Source organism: Bacillus sp. CD3-5 (assembly GCF_006349665.1).
Classification (GTDB): Bacteria; Bacillota; Bacilli; order Bacillales; family Bacillaceae_G; genus Bacillus_A; species Bacillus_A paranthracis.
Map to the genome: position 1 here is coordinate 55,540 of NZ_VEPX01000002.1, position 19,872 is coordinate 75,411.

Consider the following 19,872-nt stretch of genomic DNA (forward strand, 5'->3'; position numbering starts at 1 on the left):
TTTCCAAAAATAAAAATGTCTCATATGACATCTTTATTTTTGGATAAATTCTTTCATTACATAATATAAAACTGTAATGAAAACAATCGCTACAAAAAATGAAAATACTGCAACAATGTACCCATCTTTATTTAATAAAATGCAAAAAGAAATAGATATGATAAAAATCGGAAATACAAGTCGTACTTTATCCTTCACTTCCTCTGTCGTATCTGTATGATGAAAATATTGCGTTATCCCTATCATTAAAGAAGACAAAATAATCACCGACAATAGTAAAGGTACTGGCATTCCGATTTCTCCTTTCTCTATTTCTAATGAAAAGCAATTTTTCTTTCATTATAATCACTTCAAATACTCTTTTCGAAGTGATTATGTACAATTTACACATATATAATAGCGTGTTTATCATGGTAACTTCAAATAATTACAATTACAGTAATGTTGTAATATTCATTTTCAACCTCCAAAATCCTGCAAATATAACTCGTCAAAATATGCAGTGGATAAATTAACATATACCGCCAACTTTAGACAAAATTTATAAAGGACATTTCAGTACGTATAAAGAATTAAGAATAAGAAGATATGTAAGGGAGGATGAATCATGACTGAACACGTTTTATTTTCTGTTAGCGAAAACGGCGTTGCATCAATTACTTTAAACCGCCCAAAAGCACTTAATTCTTTATCTTATGACATGTTGCAGCCAATTGGGCAAAAACTGAAAGAGTGGGAAAATGATGAGCAAATTGCGCTAATCGTATTAAAAGGAGCTGGCACAAAAGGTTTTTGTGCAGGTGGCGATATTAAAACTCTTTATGAAGCACGTTCAAATGAAGCTGCATTGCAGCATGCGGAACGTTTCTTTGAAGAAGAGTATGAAATTGATACATATATTTATCAATATAAAAAACCGATTATCGCTTGTTTAGATGGAATTGTAATGGGTGGTGGTGTCGGTCTTACAAATGGTGCGAAATACCGAATTGTAACTGAGCGTACGAAATGGGCAATGCCAGAAATGAATATCGGCTTCTTCCCAGACGTTGGTGCTGCTTATTTCTTAAATAAAGCTCCAGGGTATGCCGGCCGCTATGTCGCTTTAACAGCATCTATTTTAAAAGCTTCTGACGTATTATTTATAAACGCTGCTGATTACTTTATGACATCTGATTCATTACCCAAGTTCCTTACTGAACTGGAAAGTGTAAATTGGCATAAAGAAGACGATGTACATACTCATTTAAAAGAAGTCATCCGTACATTTGCAACTGCTCCAACATTAGAAAGCGAGCTTGCTCCTTCATTAGAAGAAATTAATTCACATTTTGCATTCGATACAATTGAAGAAATTATTCATTCATTAGAGAAAGATCAAAGTTCCTTTGCTTTAAAAGCGAAAGAAACGTTATTATCAAAATCTCCTATTTCACTAAAAGTAACATTAAAACAGTTTATTGATGGACAAAATAAGTCCGTTGAAGAATGTTTCGCTACTGACCTTGTACTTGCTAAAAACTTCATGAGACATGAAGATTTCTTTGAAGGAGTACGATCTGTTGTCGTTGATAAAGACCAAAATCCAAATTATAAATATAAGCAGTTAAGTGATGTTTCAGAAGAAGATGTAAATCGGTTCTTTAACTTACTTAATGCGTAAAGTGAGAATTTAATAAGTAGGGTTTATCTCCCTCTTATTATTAGTAGAAGCAATCGCCCTTTCATACGGGATTAAATTGAGGCTATATAGTCGTATAATTACACGCCTATATAGCCTTTTTCCTATTTAATAAATTTTAATAAAATTTAATTTTATTAAATCGAAATATGTGCTACACTATTTTTAATCAAATATTCTAAAAATAAAAAAGGAGGAGCGACTATGATTGAAAATTATTTTCTTTTCATCATTATGTCTATTTGTCTTATCATTTTACCCGGCCCTGATACTGCAATGGCTACGAAAAACACATTAGTTGCTGGTAAAGTGGGCGGGGTGAAAACAGTGTTCGGTACATGTATTGCACTATTGATCCATACTTTAGCAGCAGTAATCGGCCTTTCTGCACTTATTGTAAAGTCAGCTCTTTTATTTTCTATTTTCAAGTACGTTGGAGCTCTATATTTAATTTATATTGGTATTAAAGCCCTTTTAGCAGTAAGAAATAAAGAAGGCGTCGATACGAACGATATTTCTTTGCATAATGAAGACGAACACACTTCTTGCTTTCGTCAAGGGTTTCTTACGAATTTATTAAACCCTAAAGTTGCAGTCTTCTTTTTAACATTTTTACCGCAATTTTTAAATCCAAATCATAATACGTTTATCCAACTTCTCATAATGGGCCTTACTTACCTCATTTTAACAGTTATATGGTTCGCTTTTTATATATTTTTAATTGATAAAATTAGTGCTTTTATGAAAAAACCGAAGACGCAACGTTATATTCAAGGGTTAACAGGAATTGTCTTAATTGGTTTTGGTATTAAACTAGCTTTTGAAAAAAGTAATTAACAAAATGAAAACCACCACTATTAATAGTGGTGGTTTTCATTTAATAACTCATTTTGCTGTTTATTTTATATTAAAACCAGCGCTCAGTTACAACTTTTTTACGTGTATAGAATTGAACGCCATCTGTACCATTTGTACCTAAATCACCAAAGAATGACGCTTTATTTCCTGCAAATGCGAAGAATGCCATTGGTGCTGGAACGTTTACGTTTACACCGATCATACCCGCATCGATGTTATCACGGAACGTTTGTGCATGTTTACCGTTTGACGTATAAATAACCGCACCATTTGCAAATTTAGATTGATTTGTTAGTTTAATACCTTCTTCTAAATCTTTAACACGGACAATGCTTAATACTGGAGCGAAAATTTCATCTTGCCAAATTTTCATTTCTTGATTTACGCCATCAAAGATTGTCGCACCTACAAAGTAACCTTCTCCAACTTCTTCCTTAATTTTGCGGCCATCTACTAATAAAGTAGCTCCATCTGCTACACCGCTATTAATATAGCCCAATACGCGTTCTTTATGAGACTCACGAATTAATGGTCCAACATAATTATCTTCGTGGAAACCGTCACCTACTTTTAACTTCTTCGTCTCTGCTACTAGTACGTCGATGAACTCATCTGCAATTTCATCAACTACTGCTACTACTGAACATGCCATGCAGCGTTCTCCGCTACTTGCAAATGCGGATCCAATTACACCTTGCACTGTTTTCTCAAGATTGCAATCTGGCATTACAATCGCGTGGTTTTTCGCACCAGCTAACGCTTGTACACGTTTTCCATGTTTTGTACCTGTTTCGTATACGTAACGAGCTACCGGCTCAGATCCAACGAACGAAACAGCTTGAATATCTTTATTTTCTAAAATGCTATTTACAACATCTTTTCCGCCTTGTACTAAATTTAGTACGCCTTTTGGAAAACCAGCTTCATAGAATAACTCTACAAGTCTTTCAGCCAAAAGCGGCGTTCTTTCAGATGTTTTTAATACGAATGTATTACCACAAGCAATTGCAAGCGGGAACATCCATAATGGAATCATCATCGGGAAGTTAAACGGCGTAATTCCAGCAACAACTCCAATTGGGTAGCGCCAAATTGATCCATCAATGCCGCTTGCAATATTCGGAAGTGCTTGTCCCATCATTAAATTTGGAGTAGATGTTGCTAGTTCTACTGCTTCAATACCACGTTGTACTTCACCAGTTGCATCCGTTAATGTTTTACCATTTTCTAGCGTAATGATTTTTGCAAGTTCTTCTTTGTTTTCTTGTAAAAGCTGTAAATATTTATACAATTGTCTTGAACGATTCGGAACTGGTACTTTAGACCATGTTTCGTATGCTGCTTTTGCCGCTTCAACAGCTTTTTCAACATCTTCTTTCGGAGATAGCGGAACGTAAGCGATAATTTTTCCAGTCGCCGGATTTGGAACTGCTTCTACTTCTGTACCAGTAGATTCTACCCACTCACCATTAATATGATTTTTTACTCGTTTAATTTCAGTTGTAATCATTATATTCTCTCCTTTTTTATGATGTTTATAAGTCTATTATTTTTGATTAGAAATTAATTGTTCACTAACTTTCTTATATAAAGCAGCCATATCGTTTTCACCATACCCAGCTTCACTGGCTTCTTCATATACGTTTAATAGCATTTCGCTTACTGGTAAGTGAAGCTCACTTTCTTTCGCTAAATCTACTGCAAACCCTAAATCTTTCTTTAATAAATTTACAGTAAAACCTGGCTCGTAGTTTTCTGATGCAATAAAACTTTTATAATTGCGCTCATAAATTCTACTTTGACCATAGCTTACACTTAAAATATCAAACATTTTATCTAAATTCATATTGTTCTTTTTCGCTAATGTTAAAGCTTCACTCACACCAGCTGTATAAAAACCAATTAATAGGTTATTAATTAATTTAACTGTTGTCCCACTATCAATTTGCTCACTAACATGGAAAATGTTCGCACCTAATACACCCATGATAGATTCCGTCTTTTCATATACCTTTTTTGATCCACCAACCATAAATGTTAATGTACGGTTTTCAGCTCCAATTACCCCACCACTAACAGGTGCTGCTAAAAAGTCTACTTTCTTTTCCTTTGCAGCTTCCTCTAACTGTTTGTTTAACTGTGGAGATACAGTACTTGTATCAATTAAAACTACATTCGAGTGACTATTTTCAAATAATCCTTCTTCGCCAAAATATACTGCTTCAACAGCGCGAGGTGAAGGTAAACTTGTAAAAATTACATCGCATGTTTCCGCTAGTTTTGAAATTGATAAGCCGATAATTCCGCCTTCTTTTTCAAAAGAAGCTTCAGCATTTTTATTTAAATCCACACCATATACTGTGTAACTTGATTTAACTAAATTTTTAGACATCGGAAGACCCATGTTACCTAAACCAATAAAACCAATCTTTTTCATATCGCTTTCCTCCTATTTACACAATATACTTTCCGCGATTTATAATAGCTTTCGCAATTTCTCTCTTTTTTGTAAATACGTTCGTGTATAAAGGCACTAATAATTGACGAATTTCAGTTAAAATCACGTGTCTATCTTGTTCTTCTGTAATAGCCGCGGAAAGTATAGAAATCGCTGATTCTTCTACTTTGCGATAGCCTTCTTCACAAATAACGTCAGTTATCATTTGTTTCGTACGCTCTTTTTCTGCACCATTTTTACTAATTGCTTTACTCGTACGTAAAAATGCTGATTCCATGACGTACACGTCCGTTAACATATTTGATAATACACGTGAATATTCTTGCTCTTGATCAATTTTTAAACCTGGAGTTTTAGAGAGCGTTTTCAAAGATTGTTTCAACAATTTTTTCGCTAATAAAATGTAACGATGGTTTCTTTCGACATTTTCTACATCAATCTCTATTTCAGTATCTTCAATTTGTTCCATTTGCTTCATTAACATTTTGGCAACTGTTAATCTATTAATTTCGTTCGTCCCTTCAAAAATACGACTAATTCTAGCATCACGGTATAATCGTTCTACTTCATACTCTTGCATATAACCGTAACCACCATGAATTTGTACAGCTTCATCTACGATATGACCAAGTGTTTCAGAAGCATTTACTTTATTCAGTGCACATTCAATTGCAAATTGAGACATTTTCTTCATAAGATCTTCATCGCTCTCATGAATTGCTTCATCAATTACACCTGCTGTACGATACGCTGCACTTTCTGCTCCGTATGTAGCAATGATCATATTTGCAATTTTCTCTTGAATCATCGTAAAGTCTACTAATTCCGTTTGAAACTGTTTACGTTCTTTTCCGTATTGAACGGACAATCCAATTGCTTGCTTTGCTGTTCCAATATTTCCAAAGGCAAGTTTTAATCTAGCAAAGTTAAGAATATTAAGAGCTACGTGATGCCCTTTCCCAACTTCCCCTAAAACATTTTCAGCAGGTATGACAACATCTTCTAAAATAAGCGTCGCTGTTGAAGAACCTTTAATCCCCATTTTCTTTTCTTCTAGCCCAATAGATACCCCTTCACATGTTCTTTCGACAATAAACGCTGTCATTCCTTTATTTGTCTTCGCAAAAACAACGTATACATCTGCCATATGAGCATTTGTAATCCATTGCTTTTCACCATTTAGCTTCCAAGCAGTACCATCTTCATTTAATACTGCACTCGTTTTTGCACTTAAAGCATCAGAACCAGCATTTGGTTCAGTTAAAGCATAAGCCCCAATCCATTCTCCTGATGCAATTTTCGGCAAATATTTTTCTTTTTGTTCTTTCGTTCCGTAATATATGTAAGGCAATGTACCTACACCTGCGTGTATATTAAATGAAACGCTAAATGCACCAGCGTATCCCATTTTTTCTGCTACAAGCCCTGAAACTGCCTTTCCTAATTCAAATCCGCCATATTCTTCTGGAACCTCGATACTTAATAATCCAAGTTCTCCAGCTTTCTCAAACAATTGACGAGAAACTTTATAGTTATGTTGTTCAATATTCTCCATTTGTGGAACAATTTCTTGTTTAACGAATTGTTCAGTCGTTTTTGCGATTAAATCTTCGTCTCCTGAAAAATCTTCTGGCGTAAAGAAAGCATGATTCACATCTTTATTAAGTGAAAAAAATTCATCCCACGGTAACTTCGTTTTCTCCATCTGAATCCCCCTATCATTTCGGCCTTACTTGCTACTACATATGCTCGTCTACGATGAGTGGAATATCTTATTTTTGAAAACAGAAGGCGATGAATTTTCACATCAAGCAGTTTGTCTTGCCAAAGATGTATTCTCATCGCCTTAGTTGTTTTATCCCGCTTTAATGGGCAGTAAGACCCCGCCTCAAAATTCAGCGAAAGCAAAGAAGTTAGGCGGGGGGCGGGCTGCCCATAAAAGTCCGATTGGTTCAACTAATAATCAGTGGGGGATGAAGAAAACCCCCACTGATTAAAGTTTCACTTTATCTATTGATCCTCTGATAATACTGTTTTTGCAATTCCAGTATCTAGTTCTTCAAAGTCATGATATGAAATTGTTTCATATAACTCACTTCTCGTTTGCATATTAGAAAGTGCATCTTTTTGAGAACCAGTTTCCTTAATTAAAGTAAACACATTCTCATACGCTTTCGCTGCTACGCGAAGTGAAGTTACAGGATAAATAACCATTTGGAAGCCCATATTCGCAAATTCCTCTGCACTATAATACGGCGTTTTCCCGAACTCAGTCATATTGGCAAGTAAAGGTGCATTTACTTTACTATTAAATAGACGGAACTCTTCTTCTGATTGAAGCGCTTCTGGGAATATTGCATCTGCACCTGCTTTTACATAGGCGTTTGCTCTTTCAATCGCTTCATCCAAGCCTTCTACGCCGCGAGCATCTGTGCGCGCTACAATATATAAGCTCGGTGCAACTTCTTTAATCGCTTTAATTTTTTGAACTAATTCTTCTGTCGTAACGAGTTTCTTACCATTTAAATGTCCACATTTCTTTGGTAATTGCTGATCTTCAATTTGGACAGCTGCTACTTTCGCTTCCACCATTTCTACAGCTGTTCTCGCCACATTTAGTACACCACCAAATCCTGTATCAATATCAACAAGAACTGGTAAGTCTGTAGCCCTTACTAGATCTCTTGCTCTCTCTGCTACTTCAGTAGACGTCACGATTCCTAAATCAGGTAGCCCTTTACTTGCAGTATAAGCAGCTCCTGATAAATAAAGAGCTGAAAACCCTGTATTTCTCGCAACTAAAGCTGCCATTGCGTCATGAGCACCTGGAATTTGCAAAATTTCATTTGCTTCTACTAAAGCTCGGAAGCGATTCGCAAGCTCCTCTTGTGTTGACTGTTTATTCACAACCCAAGCCATTCTAAATTCCCCCTATTATTAAATTAAGAATAGATCTACAAATTCGTTTACGTTCATATTTTCTAGTTTCTCTTCATTTAAACAAGCTTCATGAATTTGTTCTTGTTGCTTACTAGAATAATGACCTGCCATATTTGCAGTGAATTTTTGAACAACTTTTGGAATTGCTTCGTCTCTACGGAAACGGTGACCAAGTGGATATTCACATTCCACGTTTTCTGTTTCAGTGCCATCTTTGAAATGGACTTGAACAGCGTTGGCGATTGAGCGCTTGTTCGGGTCAAGGTAATCTAAACTGTACTGTTTGTTTTCAACAACAACCATCTTATTACGTAATTCATCTACACGTGGATCATTTGCTACTGCATCCTCATAATCATCCGCAACGATATCCCCTTTTAATAAACCAATTGCCGTAATGTATTGTAAGCAATGATCACGATCCGCTGGGTTATTTAATGGACCTTCTTTATCAATAATACGAATTGCTGATTCATGCGTTGTAATTGTAATACGGTCAATTTCATCTAATTTCCCTTTAATTTCTGGATGTAATTTCACAGCACATTCTGCAGCTGTTTGTGCATGGAATTCTGCTGGATATGAAACTTTAAATAATACATTTTCCATTACATAAGAATCTAATGGTCTTGCTAATTTTAATTCTTGTTTATTGAATAATACATCTTGGAATCCCCAGCCCGGTGCAGATAATGCCGTAGGGTAACCCATTTCACCTTTTAGAGCAGTCATTGCAAGATGAACACCGCGGCTCGTTGCATCACCTGCTGCCCATGATTTACGTGATCCCGTATTTGGAGCATGACGATATGTACGAAGACTAGAATTATCAATCCATGCATGTGATAATGCATTAAAGATTTCTTCACGTGTTCCGCCAAGCATTTTCGCAACTACAGCAGTTGTTGCTACTTTTACGTATAATACGTGGTCAAGACCAACGCGGTTTAAGCTGTTTTCTAAAGCAAGTACACCTTGAATTTCATGTGCTTTAATCATCATTTCTAATACTTCACGTACTTTTAACGGTTCTTTTCCTTCTGAAATACGAACACGGCTAATATAATCTGCCACAGCTAAAATTCCGCCTAAGTTATCAGATGGATGTCCCCATTCTGCTGCAAGCCAAGTATCGTTATAGTCTAACCAACGGATCATACAGCCGATATTAAATGCACCTTTCACTGGATCAAGTACATATGACGTACCTGGTACACGTGTACCATTTGGCACGATTGTTCCTGGTACAACTGGTCCTAATAATTTCGTACATTCTGGATATTGTAATGCTAAAATTCCGCATCCAAGTGTATCAAGTAATACGTAACGAGCAGTACTGAATGCTTCTGCACTTGTTACCTCTTTATTTAATACATAATCCGTAATCTCTTCTAATAATGCATCTTTTTGTTTAATTTCATTTGTTTTAATCATGCTATCCTTCCCTTTCTGTCGAAAATTCGTTATTATTAATGATGGGTGTCGGTCAAACACCCATCTGGCGGGCGGTGCTAACAACTCCCCAGTTGTTCTTATTTACTAAGCACATGTCGCTCGCCAATATAATTTACACGTGGACGGAACAAACGATTGTTCGCATGTTGCTCAATAACGTGCGCACATAGTCCTACTGTTCTAGAGCTAAAGAAGATTGGTGTGTATAGTTGAATTGGAATACCAAGCTTCCAATATACTGGAGCTGCGTAATAATCAAGGTTTGGATAAATTCCTTTTTCCTTCTCCATAATCTTTTCTCCAGCTTCACACATTTCATATAGTGTATAATCACCTTTCACATCACATAACTGCTTTAAAGCTTCCTTCATCATTAAAGCTCTTGGATCCATCTTCTTCATATATACACGGTGTCCAAAGCCCATAATTTTTTCTTTGTTATATAGTTTCTTCTGTAATAACTCTTCAAACTTTTCAACATTACCAGCTTCTAAAAGCATGTACATAACCGCTTCGTTCGCACCGCCATGTAAGCTACCTTTTAAAGATGCAACCGCACCTGTTAAAGCACCATATAAGTCGGATTGTGTAGATGCAATAACGCGCGCTGTAAATGTAGAGTTTGGCATTTCATGTTCACTATATAAAACAAGGGAACGATCAAAGATCTTCTCCTCAAGTTCAGTTGGTTTTTTACCTGTTAACATATAGAAGAAATTCGCACTATATGATAATTCCTTAAGTGGTTCGATTGGCTCTTCATTATTTAAAATATGATAGCTATTCGCTACAATGTTTGGTACTTTACTCAATAATTTGTATCCGCGGCTTTTGTTTACTTCTAACGAGCGGTTTTCAATATCATTATCATAACCAGCTAATGCGGACACACCTGTACGCAATCCATCCATAGGGTGCGTTTCTTTCGGTAATGCCTTCAGTACGTTGAATACACCTTCTGGTACCGCGTATTCTTCTTTTAATTTCTTTTCAAGTGTTGCTTTTTCATCCTCATTCGGTAGATGTTCTTCCAATAAAAGGTGCACAATGTCTAAATACTCTTTTGTTTTTGAGAGTTCGATTAAATCATACCCTTGAATTACAATTTCACCTTTCACTGTGTCAAGAAACGAAATCTTCGTCTCCGCTGCCACTATACCATCTAATCCCGGGGAAAATTTTTCTTCAGCTTTCATCATTATTTCCTCCAATCCTAATAGATCTTCGTGCACATAACTGTAAGCCTTTACAATATTGCGAAACTACATTTCTATTTCAATGTATCAGAGTTTTTAGAAGATTTCAATTTATTTTATAATGATAAGTTTCCTATACTTTTACCGATGTAACAATACAGTTTTTCAACAATAATTTTCATATTTTACAAAGAAAGGACAGACTTCTCTTTCTTCATCTTTAAAACAAAATATAAAGTTGATTCATATAATCCCGTTAAATATATACCTACTTTACAATTTCTTTTACTAAATAAAAAAACGAGCTGTATTCATATACAACTCGCTTTTCGCATTATATTTATTTCACTATTCCCTAAATATAATTCCCATATAAAATTTATTTATTTTTAATAAAGTTATTATTTTACATAATTAAATTGAATTTCTTCTATTTCCTCATGATAACTTACAAATAAATCATAGTTTTGAAAATACCAAAGATCATCAGAATCTACAAAAAATATAATACCTTCCTTCTCAACTGACACGATTTCCCCATCTGCTTTCTCTGCAACAATCCCTAAAGAATATCCCGGCTGAATTGAACTGTTCCCTCCGTACCTTACAGTAAAACGTACAGATTCACCGTGCTTTATACGTAATTCTTCCTGGAACCATTGTAGAGCTTTACGATCAATTGAAATTTTCATCTTTATTCCCCCCAGTTTATGCAAACTCTTTTTTTCCTAATCGTTGTTTTACAAAGAAGACGAAAATAATTAAGGCTGTTAATGCTGAAATTGCACTCCCTGAAAATAAAATACGATAACCAAACATTTGTGAAACAACCCCAAGTAAAATAGCACCTAATCCAATTCCTAAATCAAACGCTGTAAAAAATGAAGCGTTCGCAACTCCTCTTTTACTCGGATCGACAATTGTAAGCATTGCCGCTTGCAAAGCTGGCTGTGCTGAACCGAATCCAACACCATATAATGTAGCTGCGATAACTACACCTATTAAATTATTTGAAATCGTTAATACAACTATTGCAATAATAGTAATGCATAGTGCCGGAAGTATGATAAATACTTCTCCATACTTATCTAATAGTTTTCCTGAAATTGGTCTTACGATTGTTAAAGCAATTGCATATACAAGAAAGAATGTCCCAGGATTCACATCAATTGACGATGCAAATAGCGGTAAAAACGTCGTAATGCCTCCATATGCAAATGATAAAAAAAATACAACTATCGTAATGGATAGAACGGATTTTTCAAACAGTTGTATTTTCCCTTTTTCTTTTTGTGGTGTGAATGGCATTTTCGTCATTAACGATAATAAGACTGCCATAAAGGATAAAAGAGTTGCTAACAAGAATAGGCCGTGAAATGAATAATTTTGTACAACCGCTAATCCAATCATTGGCCCGATGGCCATTGCAATTGTCATGGCCATCCCGTACCAACCCATCCCTTCACCACGGCGTGAATCTGGAATAATATCAGTTATCGCTGTTCCAACAGCTGTTGTAGAAACAGCCCATGTTACTCCATGAATAACCCTCAAAACAGCTAAAAGGACAATAGTCGACGCTAAATTATAAGAATACATCGTTAACCCAAAAAAGATGAGCCCGAAAATAATAAAGGATCTTCTACCATATTGATCCAACATTCCTCCAATAATCGGTCGTATTACAACTGCCGCTATTGTAAACATTCCCATCATAAGTCCTACTTGTGATTCATTACCACCTATCTCTTTAATAAAGAGTGGGAGCGTTGGAACTAGTAAATAAAATCCTGTAAATAAAAATAACATTGCGAAAGTCATTTGAATAAATGATTTCGTCCATAATCGTTCCATTCATATTCCTCCATAAACACGTAAGTTATTGCAATTAACACCTCCATTTTACAGTTTCTTCGTTCCTTTTCCCTCCGTAAATAGACGTATCTTTTTATAATAAATGGTCCAAAATCAATTTAAATTGGTCTTACAACTTTATACGTATGTTTTAGCCTAAAGTCCCATTTATTTGTACCTTTATATGTGTGAAAAGAATATACTACTTTATTATCGCAACTTAGGAGTGAATATTTTTATGTGGGTATCATCAAGAGTAACTGCCGTAGTTCCTTCGACCCCCGAAATACACGTTCCCGCTGTTCATACAGCTAGTTCCGATGTCGGTATTGAACTTCCCGCAACTTGGCAACACTATCAAATTCCCAGTCAAATTACTCCCTCATTTTGGCATCATGGCGCACATCCAAGTAGTCCCCCCTTTCAAAGCCACGCTTATCCTCCGTTACCTCAATCTCAAATTTTTTATCATTTTCCTTCAATTTATTTTCAAAACTTCTATGGTACTTTTAATATTTAAAATACATTGTCTCATAGCTACTGCATTTAAAAGAAAAAAGCACTTAAGATTGTAATTTTACAAATCTTAAGTGCTTTTTAATATTTTTTATAAAATTTTCTTATTGTCCATTATTAGCAGGGGCCTCTCCTGCATTACCGCCAGTTTCTGGTTGTGTGGTCGCTGGTGGAGTTGTATTTCCTTGGCCTCCTCCATTATTTGCTGGAGGTGTCGTATTCCCTTGACCTCCACCGTTATTTGCTGGAGGTGTCGTATTCCCTTGGCCTCCTCCGTTATTTGCTGGAGGTGTCGTATTCCCTTGGCCTCCTCCATTATTTGCTGGAGGTGTCGTATTCCCTTGGCCTCCTCCATTATTTTGTTCATTTTGTTTCTTTTCTTCTTCTTGTTTCTTTTGCTCTTCTAGTTTCTTTTGTTCTTCTTGCTTCTTAAGTTCCTCTTGTTGCTTTTGTTCTTCTTGTTTTTTCAGTTCTTCCTGTTTCTTTAATTCTTCTTGCTTTTTCTCTTCTTCAGTTTTTTGCTGTTGATCTTGTTTTGGTTTTTCCGTTGTATCCGGTACGCTCGTATTTGGAGAAGAATCACGTTTTTCACCTTTTATACGCAGCTCACTACCTTCTTGAATTACACTACTTGGCATTTTAAATCTTGATTTATCTGTAGCCATCTCGCTCATCATTGCTTTAAAGATCAACTGTGCAATTTTCGTATTTTTACTACTAATATACTCGTCTTTACCATCTTTCATATACCCAGTCCATACTGCCATCGTATATTGCGGCGTATAACCTGCAAACCAACTATCACGAGTTGCACTTTCCGGAATATTAAATTTTGCTAATTGTTTTGAATCATAGTTTGTTGTACCTGTTTTTCCAGCTACATCTAAAGAACTTATATTTGCTGCTGTACCAGTACCTGATGTCACTACTGAACGAAGCATATCAGTAATCATATATGCTGTAGAGTCAGCTATAACTTGTTTTGGTTTTTGCCCGAAACTTTGTGACTTACCGTCTGGATAAACTACTTTCTTAACAAAATGCGGTTTTGCATACTTTCCACCATTACCAAATGTCGCATAAGCACCCGCTATTTCAGTTGGTGATACTTCGTTTGTACCAATAGCTGTAGATTCTGTTGGCGCTTTTTTAAATGTAATACCTAATTTCTCAGAGAATTCCTTTGATTTATTAAGTCCTACTTCTTTTGCAGTTTTAACTGCTGGAACGTTACGTGACATTTTTAACGCCTCACGCATAGTAATTGGACCTAAATGACTTCTGTCTGCATTTCGAAGTTCTTGTCCAGTTGAATATTTAAATGGAGAATCATCAATTTGATGATACGTAGCCCATTTTAAGTATTCAATTGCAGGACCGTAATCAAAGATTGGCTTCATCGTCGAACCAGCTGCACGATCTAATTCAATGGCCATATTATGCCCTTTAAATACTGCTTTATTTTCACCGCGTCCACTACCTATAGCACGAACCTCTCCTGTTTTCGTATCCATAAATGTGAATGCACCTTGGAATTTATCATTTGGATAATTAATAATATTAGTATCTAATATCCTGTCGGCAGCCTTTTGTGCTTCTACGTCTAAAGTTGTATAAATTTCTAAACCGTCAGAACCAATATTAGCATCTGGTAATTCCTTTTCAACTTCTTTCACAACCGCATCCATAAATGCAGGATATGGCATCGCTTGTACAGTTGCAGTCTTAAGTCCATCTGTAACTTTAACTTTCGAAGCTTCTTCCATTTCTGCCTTCGTAATATAACCATGTCGATTCATTAATTTTAGTACAACATTTCTTCTTTCTGTTGCTCTTTCAATATTTTCTGTTTTCGTCGGATCATAGTTATTCGGTGCTTTTGGTAAACCTGCAAGCATCGCAACTTCTGGTAATGTTAACTCTTTCAATTCTTTACCATAGTAGTTTTGTGCTGCTGTTGCGATACCATACGAACGGTTTCCTAAGTTAATTTTATTTAAATACATTTCTAAAATTTCATGTTTTGAATATTGTTGTTCTAGTTTATACGCTAAATAAATTTCCTGAACTTTACGTTTTGATGTTTTTTCCATCGATAAGAAGTAGTTTTTAATAACCTGTTGCGTTATTGTACTTCCACCTTGTGAACCGTAATCTCCTTTAAGACTCACCAAAACAGCACGGGCAGTACCTTTAAAGTCTACTCCGCTATGCTCGTAAAAACGTGCATCCTCTGTTGCTAAAAATGCATTTTCTACTAATTTAGGAATTTGATCATACGTAACATTCGTCCGCTTTTCTTTCCCGTATTCATATACCAAATCGCCATTTTTATCATAAATTTTTGAGGATAACGGATTAACAAGTTTTGCTTTCTCAAGTTTTGGTGCATCCTTAATCATTACAAAGAAGGTAGCAACTCCCCCCACTAAACCAACAATACCAAGTAATAAACAAGTAATTAAAAACTTGCGAAAAAATGATGTTTTACCTTTTGGTTTTTGTGTTTTAGAAGCTGGCTGTTTTTTCTTTTTAACTTGTCGTCGCTCCTCTCGAGAACGATAATTTTCTGACATGTTACTTTCTCCTGCCTTTCAATTCTCCCGTTGATTTACTTAAAAATATTGAGGTCACTTTCTAAAATAAATTTAATTAAGAAAGTATATTGACCTGGAGCATTCAATATTTTGCTAATTCACAGATTATAAATTTTAGAATGCTTGTTACACAAAGTATTTTCACTTCTATTTTTCTAATAATGCTGCCCCTTTAAGCATAGAATGTAAAAAGTGAATTTTTAATACCTCGTATAAATAATATACCTTTTTTTCAAATGGTCAATATTTTCTTATTTATAAATCAAAGGTGAAATAAAAATAGCACAACGATATGTACTTCGTGTGAACTTCCTTATAATTACGTATAACGAACATTTAATATATTGCATATAAGTATAATACCTCTTTAATTATAAAGATTTCAACATCACAACCTCAACATCTATAAGAAATTATTAAAAATGAAAAGTGAGGAGTTGCGTAATGATGGAGTTATCTCCCGTGATTTCCAAAACTATAGTTGCTGTTGGATATAATCCTTTTTCTATGATTTTACGCATTCAATTAAAGAATGGACTGTATGATTTCTTTAACGTTCCTGAAAACATTTACACCGGTTTACTAAACGCACACTCTAAAACGAGTTATCACAATACTTATATTAAAAATTCTTACCGCTACACCAAAATATAAACTTAACCAGAATAAAAAAAGAAAGGAGGTGGTCCCCCTTTCTTTTTAAAATCGTTTCACAACTCAGCTATCTTCTGTTCTTTTTATTTATTTCATCATATGCTTGAATTTGTTTTTTTAAACGCCGATCTGCTTTTTTATCATGTACAACTAATATCGCATGAATAACACCTGGAACCCAAAATATTAATGTTAATATGAAATTAATTATTGCTTGAAATGGTTTTCCACAAAATAATACGGCTACAGGTGGAAGAAGAATTGCCAACAAATACATCATCTCTTGAAAACTCCTTGTTTTGTATTTTTCTCTCTCCATACGCTATACAAACCAATGACTTTTGCATTTCTAATGTTTTTATTAACCACTAATAACTGTTCTACTGTTATATATTCTCTTTCAATGTCAAAAAACCTACCACTTCAACTTTTCTACTTATGTAAAATTGAAATTTTACATACAATCTTTCCATGAACAATTTCATATGATTATTTTTTCTAATTGTTCTTCTTTCTCTATTATAGTTAATCCAATTGCAGAAATAACAGTTCCTATCGCTTGTATCCAAACACCAATGAGTGCTATTATTCTCTCATCTTTCTGATCAACTATACTGTCTTCATTTTCGATTCTATTCTTCATCACATTAATAATGCCTTGATACGCTTGAAGTCCAGCCCCTAAACTTTGCAGAGAATTGCCTAGTATTATAATTTTCTGTACCGTTTTCATCTGGAGCAAAGCCGCTTCTACTCCAAAAAAAGCTCCAATCGATTGTAAGCTATTCCCTATAATAATGAGATAATCATTCTCTTTCAATTGTTCCTTTATATTAAAATATGTTCCTATTACATTTGATATATTCCCTAACGCTAATAACTCAATGCCCACTTTATCAAGCATTTCACTTTTATTCTCCAAACACATACTTTGATTTTCTCTTTCACCTTCATCTTCGGTTTCATTACTCGCTATAATTTGCAATATATACCCGAGGGCTTGTAATGAGCTTCCTACAATTACAATTTTCGATTCAGCTTTCTCCTCCCCCATAAATCCTCTTGTCGTCCCAATTGCCGCTGTAAGATTTCCTCCTACTTGAAACCATGCTCCTGTCACTTTTAAACCACTTGGATTCATTCTTATCACTTATTTAGAAGTTTTCTGGTGCTTTCGAAATACATAAATAGCCTCCTTTAACTCATATTTATTATCTATATGTAATTTTGTGCATTCTATAATGTGTTAAAAATACAAAAAAGAGTAACCCATAACAGTTACTCTTTCCTATATATCAAAAAATTCATTATTTATTTCGTTATTGCTTTTAAATTTCAATTTCTCTTTCCCGCACTTCTCACACCTATACACATAAGCTACACCTAGCTTACCACTTTTGAAATCTTCATTATCCTGCATCTTAATAAAACTATATTTATGTTTACAGTGAGATTCGTCTAAAAAATTTTCAAACCATTTTTTCAACATAGAACTGTTCACCTCTATGCAAGAATCTTCCTCTTGCCTTATTACATACTTTTACTTAAATACTCAATCTCATGTTGTAACTTTTTAAATTGTTCAAAATGCATAGTGATAGATTGACTGTTTCCATACTCAGCACTATGCTTCACCAATAAAACACCCGTGTCATGAAAAAACGCGTCAAGCTCTTTTCTAATGGATACTTTCATTATATGCGCTGTTTTAATAGCCGATAAAATTGCAATTTCATTAAACTTTAATTTTATTTCCTTTGGACAAAATGCTTCTTCCACCAATATAACTTCATTGCTATAAATAAGTGCAACAAGATTACTTGACTTTGCATCTGTTAAATCTACTTTTTTTATAACTTTATTCATTACATTTTGCCTCCTTTGTTTTCGTATATGACAATTATACAATTTCCATTTTTAATTACGTAACCTTACATTCAGTTTAACACACTTTTATTATGGGATTAAGCTACACTTCAAACGTTTTATTATTCCGCAATTTTCGTTAGATGAACCATTTGGACTATAAGACCATATAGTAGTGTTAACAAATGATTGTAAAGTGGGTGAGAACTATGCCCTCAGTTGTAGGGAATTTAGTTGTACAAAATAGTAACGGTTCATTTAATTTAGGTGATTTCTATAACGTTTCTCCAAAAGAAAACACGAAGGCTTATAATGGATCTGGTGCTTCCAACGTTGGTTTTGTTGTTAATACTTTTAATGGTGTGAGTGCGACTAATACGTTTGATTCTGACCTTGCGGATCAAAACCAAGTCGGTACAGCTTAACCCTATTTTTTCATCGTTCTGTTTAAGAATTTTTAATTTGCCCATACTATAATCAGGCTGTTATACAGCTATTGTTGATTTTTGGAGTACCCTATCTTTTTCTCCCTTTCCCTGGGGCTTAGCAGCTAGTATGAAGCTAGCTGCTTTTCCGTTTCATTTTTCTGTTTCACATCTAACATAGCTTACTTTACGCTATTTCAATAATATCCGTGGTATTAAATACGTAAGTTTTATAAAACGCGTCAGTACACATTACAATGCGCTTTAGCGGATTTATATGTACAACTGTCATGTAGCTTGTAAGTATGTATCCATCTTCAAAATATGTCACCAATATTTCTTTCTCAGACAATAATGACATTAATAATTTATCAGAAATTCCCTCTTTTGCTTCTTTTGTTAAAAATGGTTTTTGTACTTTAAATTTCTCCCCAATAACCTTTCGCATACTTAATAACTGTTCCGACATTACTGTAAATGGAACCCATTCTCTTTTTGCTCTTTGCATCTTTACATCATTCATTTCTCTATCTCCTCGATTATTTATCCATTCTATTTCAAACATATTGCGCTTCGATTATTCTTTAATAATTGCTCGGCTCATATTTCCCCCGCATGAACAGGTAAGAAATCTCCCACCTCAAAATTCAAGACATACAAGGAAAGTAAGTCGAAGATTAACTTCCCGTAAACACCCGCTAATTACAGTTTCACTTTATTTCTAAATCTTATACTATCTACACTTACAAGAACATTCGTTCTAATTATACACGAACTTACGTTCTTTTGAGAAGAGATTTATTTTTTCTTCATCAAATAATCTTTTCACTTCCTATTAAATGGGAGGTGAAAAGATCAACTAAACAGTTTTAATTTTTTCGAGTTTATTAACCATCTATAAATGAAAGCATATATTATAAAGAACGAACTCACAAAATTTAAGGGATTTATAATGGACCTCCATTCGTTCCTTATGAATTTCTATGAAAAGAGAGCAATTTAAACACTCTCTTTTCGTACATACTACATAAAACTATTCATCAATAATTCACTCTAATTACTAAATATATTTTGGTTGTACTATTATATGTAACTCCCTCTCTGTTACTGCTTTTTTCGGGTTTCGAAAATACTCTAATTCGTATTTTAATACCTCATATTCAACCATCCCGATCTTAATCCCTTTCGTTTCTTTTAAAATAGCTAATAGGTTATTTATATCTTCATCATACGATTCAAAAATTTTCCCTCCGTCTTCTCTTTGAAAAATTACTTTCACATTTTCTCCCCCTACATCATTTATTTATCTATCCAATAATTCATTCTTCACCTTAAAATTTCATACGAAAAAGAACATCCATCTTAATAGAAT

At 34.6% G+C, this 19,872-nt stretch carries 21 protein-coding genes; 5 read left to right on the plus strand and 16 right to left on the minus strand.

The window, feature by feature from the left end:
* Positions 1-33: 33 nt before the first annotated feature.
* Positions 34-291, minus strand: a complete 258-nt coding sequence (locus FH036_RS05285) for a hypothetical protein (protein ID WP_001145041.1) — start codon at positions 289-291, stop codon at positions 34-36.
* A gap of 316 nt (positions 292-607) precedes the next feature.
* On the opposite strand from FH036_RS05285, the gene FH036_RS05290 reads away from it, so the two are divergent.
* Together FH036_RS05290 and FH036_RS05295 are read left to right on the plus strand one after the other, a co-directional pair.
* Positions 608-1,663 (plus strand): enoyl-CoA hydratase/isomerase family protein, encoded by a 1,056-nt coding sequence (locus tag FH036_RS05290; protein ID WP_139895480.1) that lies wholly within the window; start codon positions 608-610, stop codon positions 1,661-1,663.
* Positions 1,664-1,885: 222 nt separating this feature from the next.
* On the plus strand, positions 1,886-2,518 hold the full coding sequence (locus tag FH036_RS05295; protein WP_000572325.1) for a LysE family translocator: 633 nt from the start codon (positions 1,886-1,888) through the stop codon (positions 2,516-2,518).
* Between the two features lie 70 nt (positions 2,519-2,588).
* Here FH036_RS05295 and FH036_RS05300 read toward each other — a convergent pair whose 3' ends face one another.
* The 8 genes from FH036_RS05300 to FH036_RS05335 all read right to left on the minus strand — a co-directional run bounded on the left by FH036_RS05300 (position 2,589) and on the right by FH036_RS05335 (position 12,442).
* Positions 2,589-4,049, minus strand: coding sequence for a CoA-acylating methylmalonate-semialdehyde dehydrogenase (locus FH036_RS05300; RefSeq protein WP_000633357.1), 1,461 nt, complete (start codon positions 4,047-4,049; stop codon positions 2,589-2,591).
* A gap of 36 nt (positions 4,050-4,085) precedes the next feature.
* Positions 4,086-4,976: an NAD(P)-dependent oxidoreductase gene (locus FH036_RS05305; RefSeq protein ID WP_139895481.1), complete on the minus strand. Its 891-nt coding sequence runs from the start codon at positions 4,974-4,976 to the stop codon at positions 4,086-4,088.
* Between the two features lie 16 nt (positions 4,977-4,992).
* Entirely contained in the window at positions 4,993-6,702 is a 1,710-nt protein-coding gene (locus FH036_RS05310; RefSeq protein WP_000416019.1) for an acyl-CoA dehydrogenase family protein, read from the minus strand.
* A gap of 305 nt (positions 6,703-7,007) precedes the next feature.
* A complete protein-coding gene (prpB, locus tag FH036_RS05315; protein ID WP_000312655.1) occupies positions 7,008-7,916 on the minus strand; it encodes a methylisocitrate lyase in 909 nt (302 codons plus the stop codon).
* 18 nt (positions 7,917-7,934) lie between these two features.
* Positions 7,935-9,371, minus strand: coding sequence for a 2-methylcitrate dehydratase (gene prpD, locus FH036_RS05320; protein ID WP_000598129.1), 1,437 nt, complete (start codon positions 9,369-9,371; stop codon positions 7,935-7,937).
* 98 nt (positions 9,372-9,469) lie between these two features.
* The gene (gene mmgD / locus FH036_RS05325; protein ID WP_041184105.1) at positions 9,470-10,591 is read right to left on the minus strand and encodes a citrate synthase; all 1,122 of its coding nucleotides are present in this window, start codon (positions 10,589-10,591) and stop codon (positions 9,470-9,472) included.
* A 398-nt stretch (positions 10,592-10,989) separates the two neighbouring features.
* On the minus strand, positions 10,990-11,280 hold the full coding sequence (locus FH036_RS05330; protein WP_044790668.1) for a HesB/YadR/YfhF family protein: 291 nt from the start codon (positions 11,278-11,280) through the stop codon (positions 10,990-10,992).
* A gap of 16 nt (positions 11,281-11,296) precedes the next feature.
* Positions 11,297-12,442 carry an MFS transporter gene (locus FH036_RS05335; protein WP_000440668.1) on the minus strand — a complete coding sequence of 382 codons (1,146 nt, stop codon included), beginning with the start codon at positions 12,440-12,442 and terminating at the stop codon, positions 11,297-11,299.
* Positions 12,443-12,680: 238 nt separating this feature from the next.
* Between FH036_RS05335 and FH036_RS05340 the strand changes: the two genes are divergently transcribed.
* Complete coding sequence (locus FH036_RS05340) at positions 12,681-12,962, plus strand: hypothetical protein (protein WP_044790670.1); 282 nt, start codon at positions 12,681-12,683, stop codon at positions 12,960-12,962.
* A 100-nt stretch (positions 12,963-13,062) separates the two neighbouring features.
* Here FH036_RS05340 and FH036_RS05345 read toward each other — a convergent pair whose 3' ends face one another.
* Positions 13,063-15,534 carry a transglycosylase domain-containing protein gene (locus FH036_RS05345; protein ID WP_139895482.1) on the minus strand — a complete coding sequence of 824 codons (2,472 nt, stop codon included), beginning with the start codon at positions 15,532-15,534 and terminating at the stop codon, positions 13,063-13,065.
* Positions 15,535-15,999: 465 nt separating this feature from the next.
* Between FH036_RS05345 and FH036_RS05350 the strand changes: the two genes are divergently transcribed.
* Positions 16,000-16,209, plus strand: coding sequence for a KTSC domain-containing protein (locus FH036_RS05350; RefSeq protein WP_000970367.1), 210 nt, complete (start codon positions 16,000-16,002; stop codon positions 16,207-16,209).
* A gap of 67 nt (positions 16,210-16,276) precedes the next feature.
* On the opposite strand, the gene FH036_RS05355 is transcribed toward FH036_RS05350, so the two are convergent.
* The 4 genes from FH036_RS05355 to FH036_RS05370 form a co-directional block, all read right to left on the minus strand.
* Positions 16,277-16,489, minus strand: coding sequence for a YqaE/Pmp3 family membrane protein (locus FH036_RS05355; protein WP_000990223.1), 213 nt, complete (start codon positions 16,487-16,489; stop codon positions 16,277-16,279).
* Positions 16,490-16,690: 201 nt separating this feature from the next.
* Positions 16,691-17,350, minus strand: a complete 660-nt coding sequence (locus FH036_RS05360; RefSeq protein ID WP_139895483.1) for a DUF6944 family repetitive protein — start codon at positions 17,348-17,350, stop codon at positions 16,691-16,693.
* A 147-nt stretch (positions 17,351-17,497) separates the two neighbouring features.
* Entirely contained in the window at positions 17,498-17,698 is a 201-nt protein-coding gene (locus FH036_RS05365; protein WP_000915131.1) for a hypothetical protein, read from the minus strand.
* Between the two features lie 41 nt (positions 17,699-17,739).
* Positions 17,740-18,075, minus strand: a complete 336-nt coding sequence (locus FH036_RS05370; protein ID WP_001045105.1) for a hypothetical protein — start codon at positions 18,073-18,075, stop codon at positions 17,740-17,742.
* A gap of 209 nt (positions 18,076-18,284) precedes the next feature.
* Between FH036_RS05370 and gerPF the strand changes: the two genes are divergently transcribed.
* Positions 18,285-18,500, plus strand: a complete 216-nt coding sequence (gerPF, locus tag FH036_RS05375) for a spore germination protein GerPF (protein WP_001141565.1) — start codon at positions 18,285-18,287, stop codon at positions 18,498-18,500.
* 187 nt (positions 18,501-18,687) lie between these two features.
* Here gerPF and FH036_RS05380 read toward each other — a convergent pair whose 3' ends face one another.
* Positions 18,688-19,023 (minus strand): YolD-like family protein, encoded by a 336-nt coding sequence (locus tag FH036_RS05380; RefSeq protein ID WP_001000620.1) that lies wholly within the window; start codon positions 19,021-19,023, stop codon positions 18,688-18,690.
* Between the two features lie 537 nt (positions 19,024-19,560).
* Entirely contained in the window at positions 19,561-19,779 is a 219-nt protein-coding gene (locus tag FH036_RS05385; RefSeq protein WP_000864286.1) for a hypothetical protein, read from the minus strand.
* Positions 19,780-19,872: the final 93 nt, after the last annotated feature.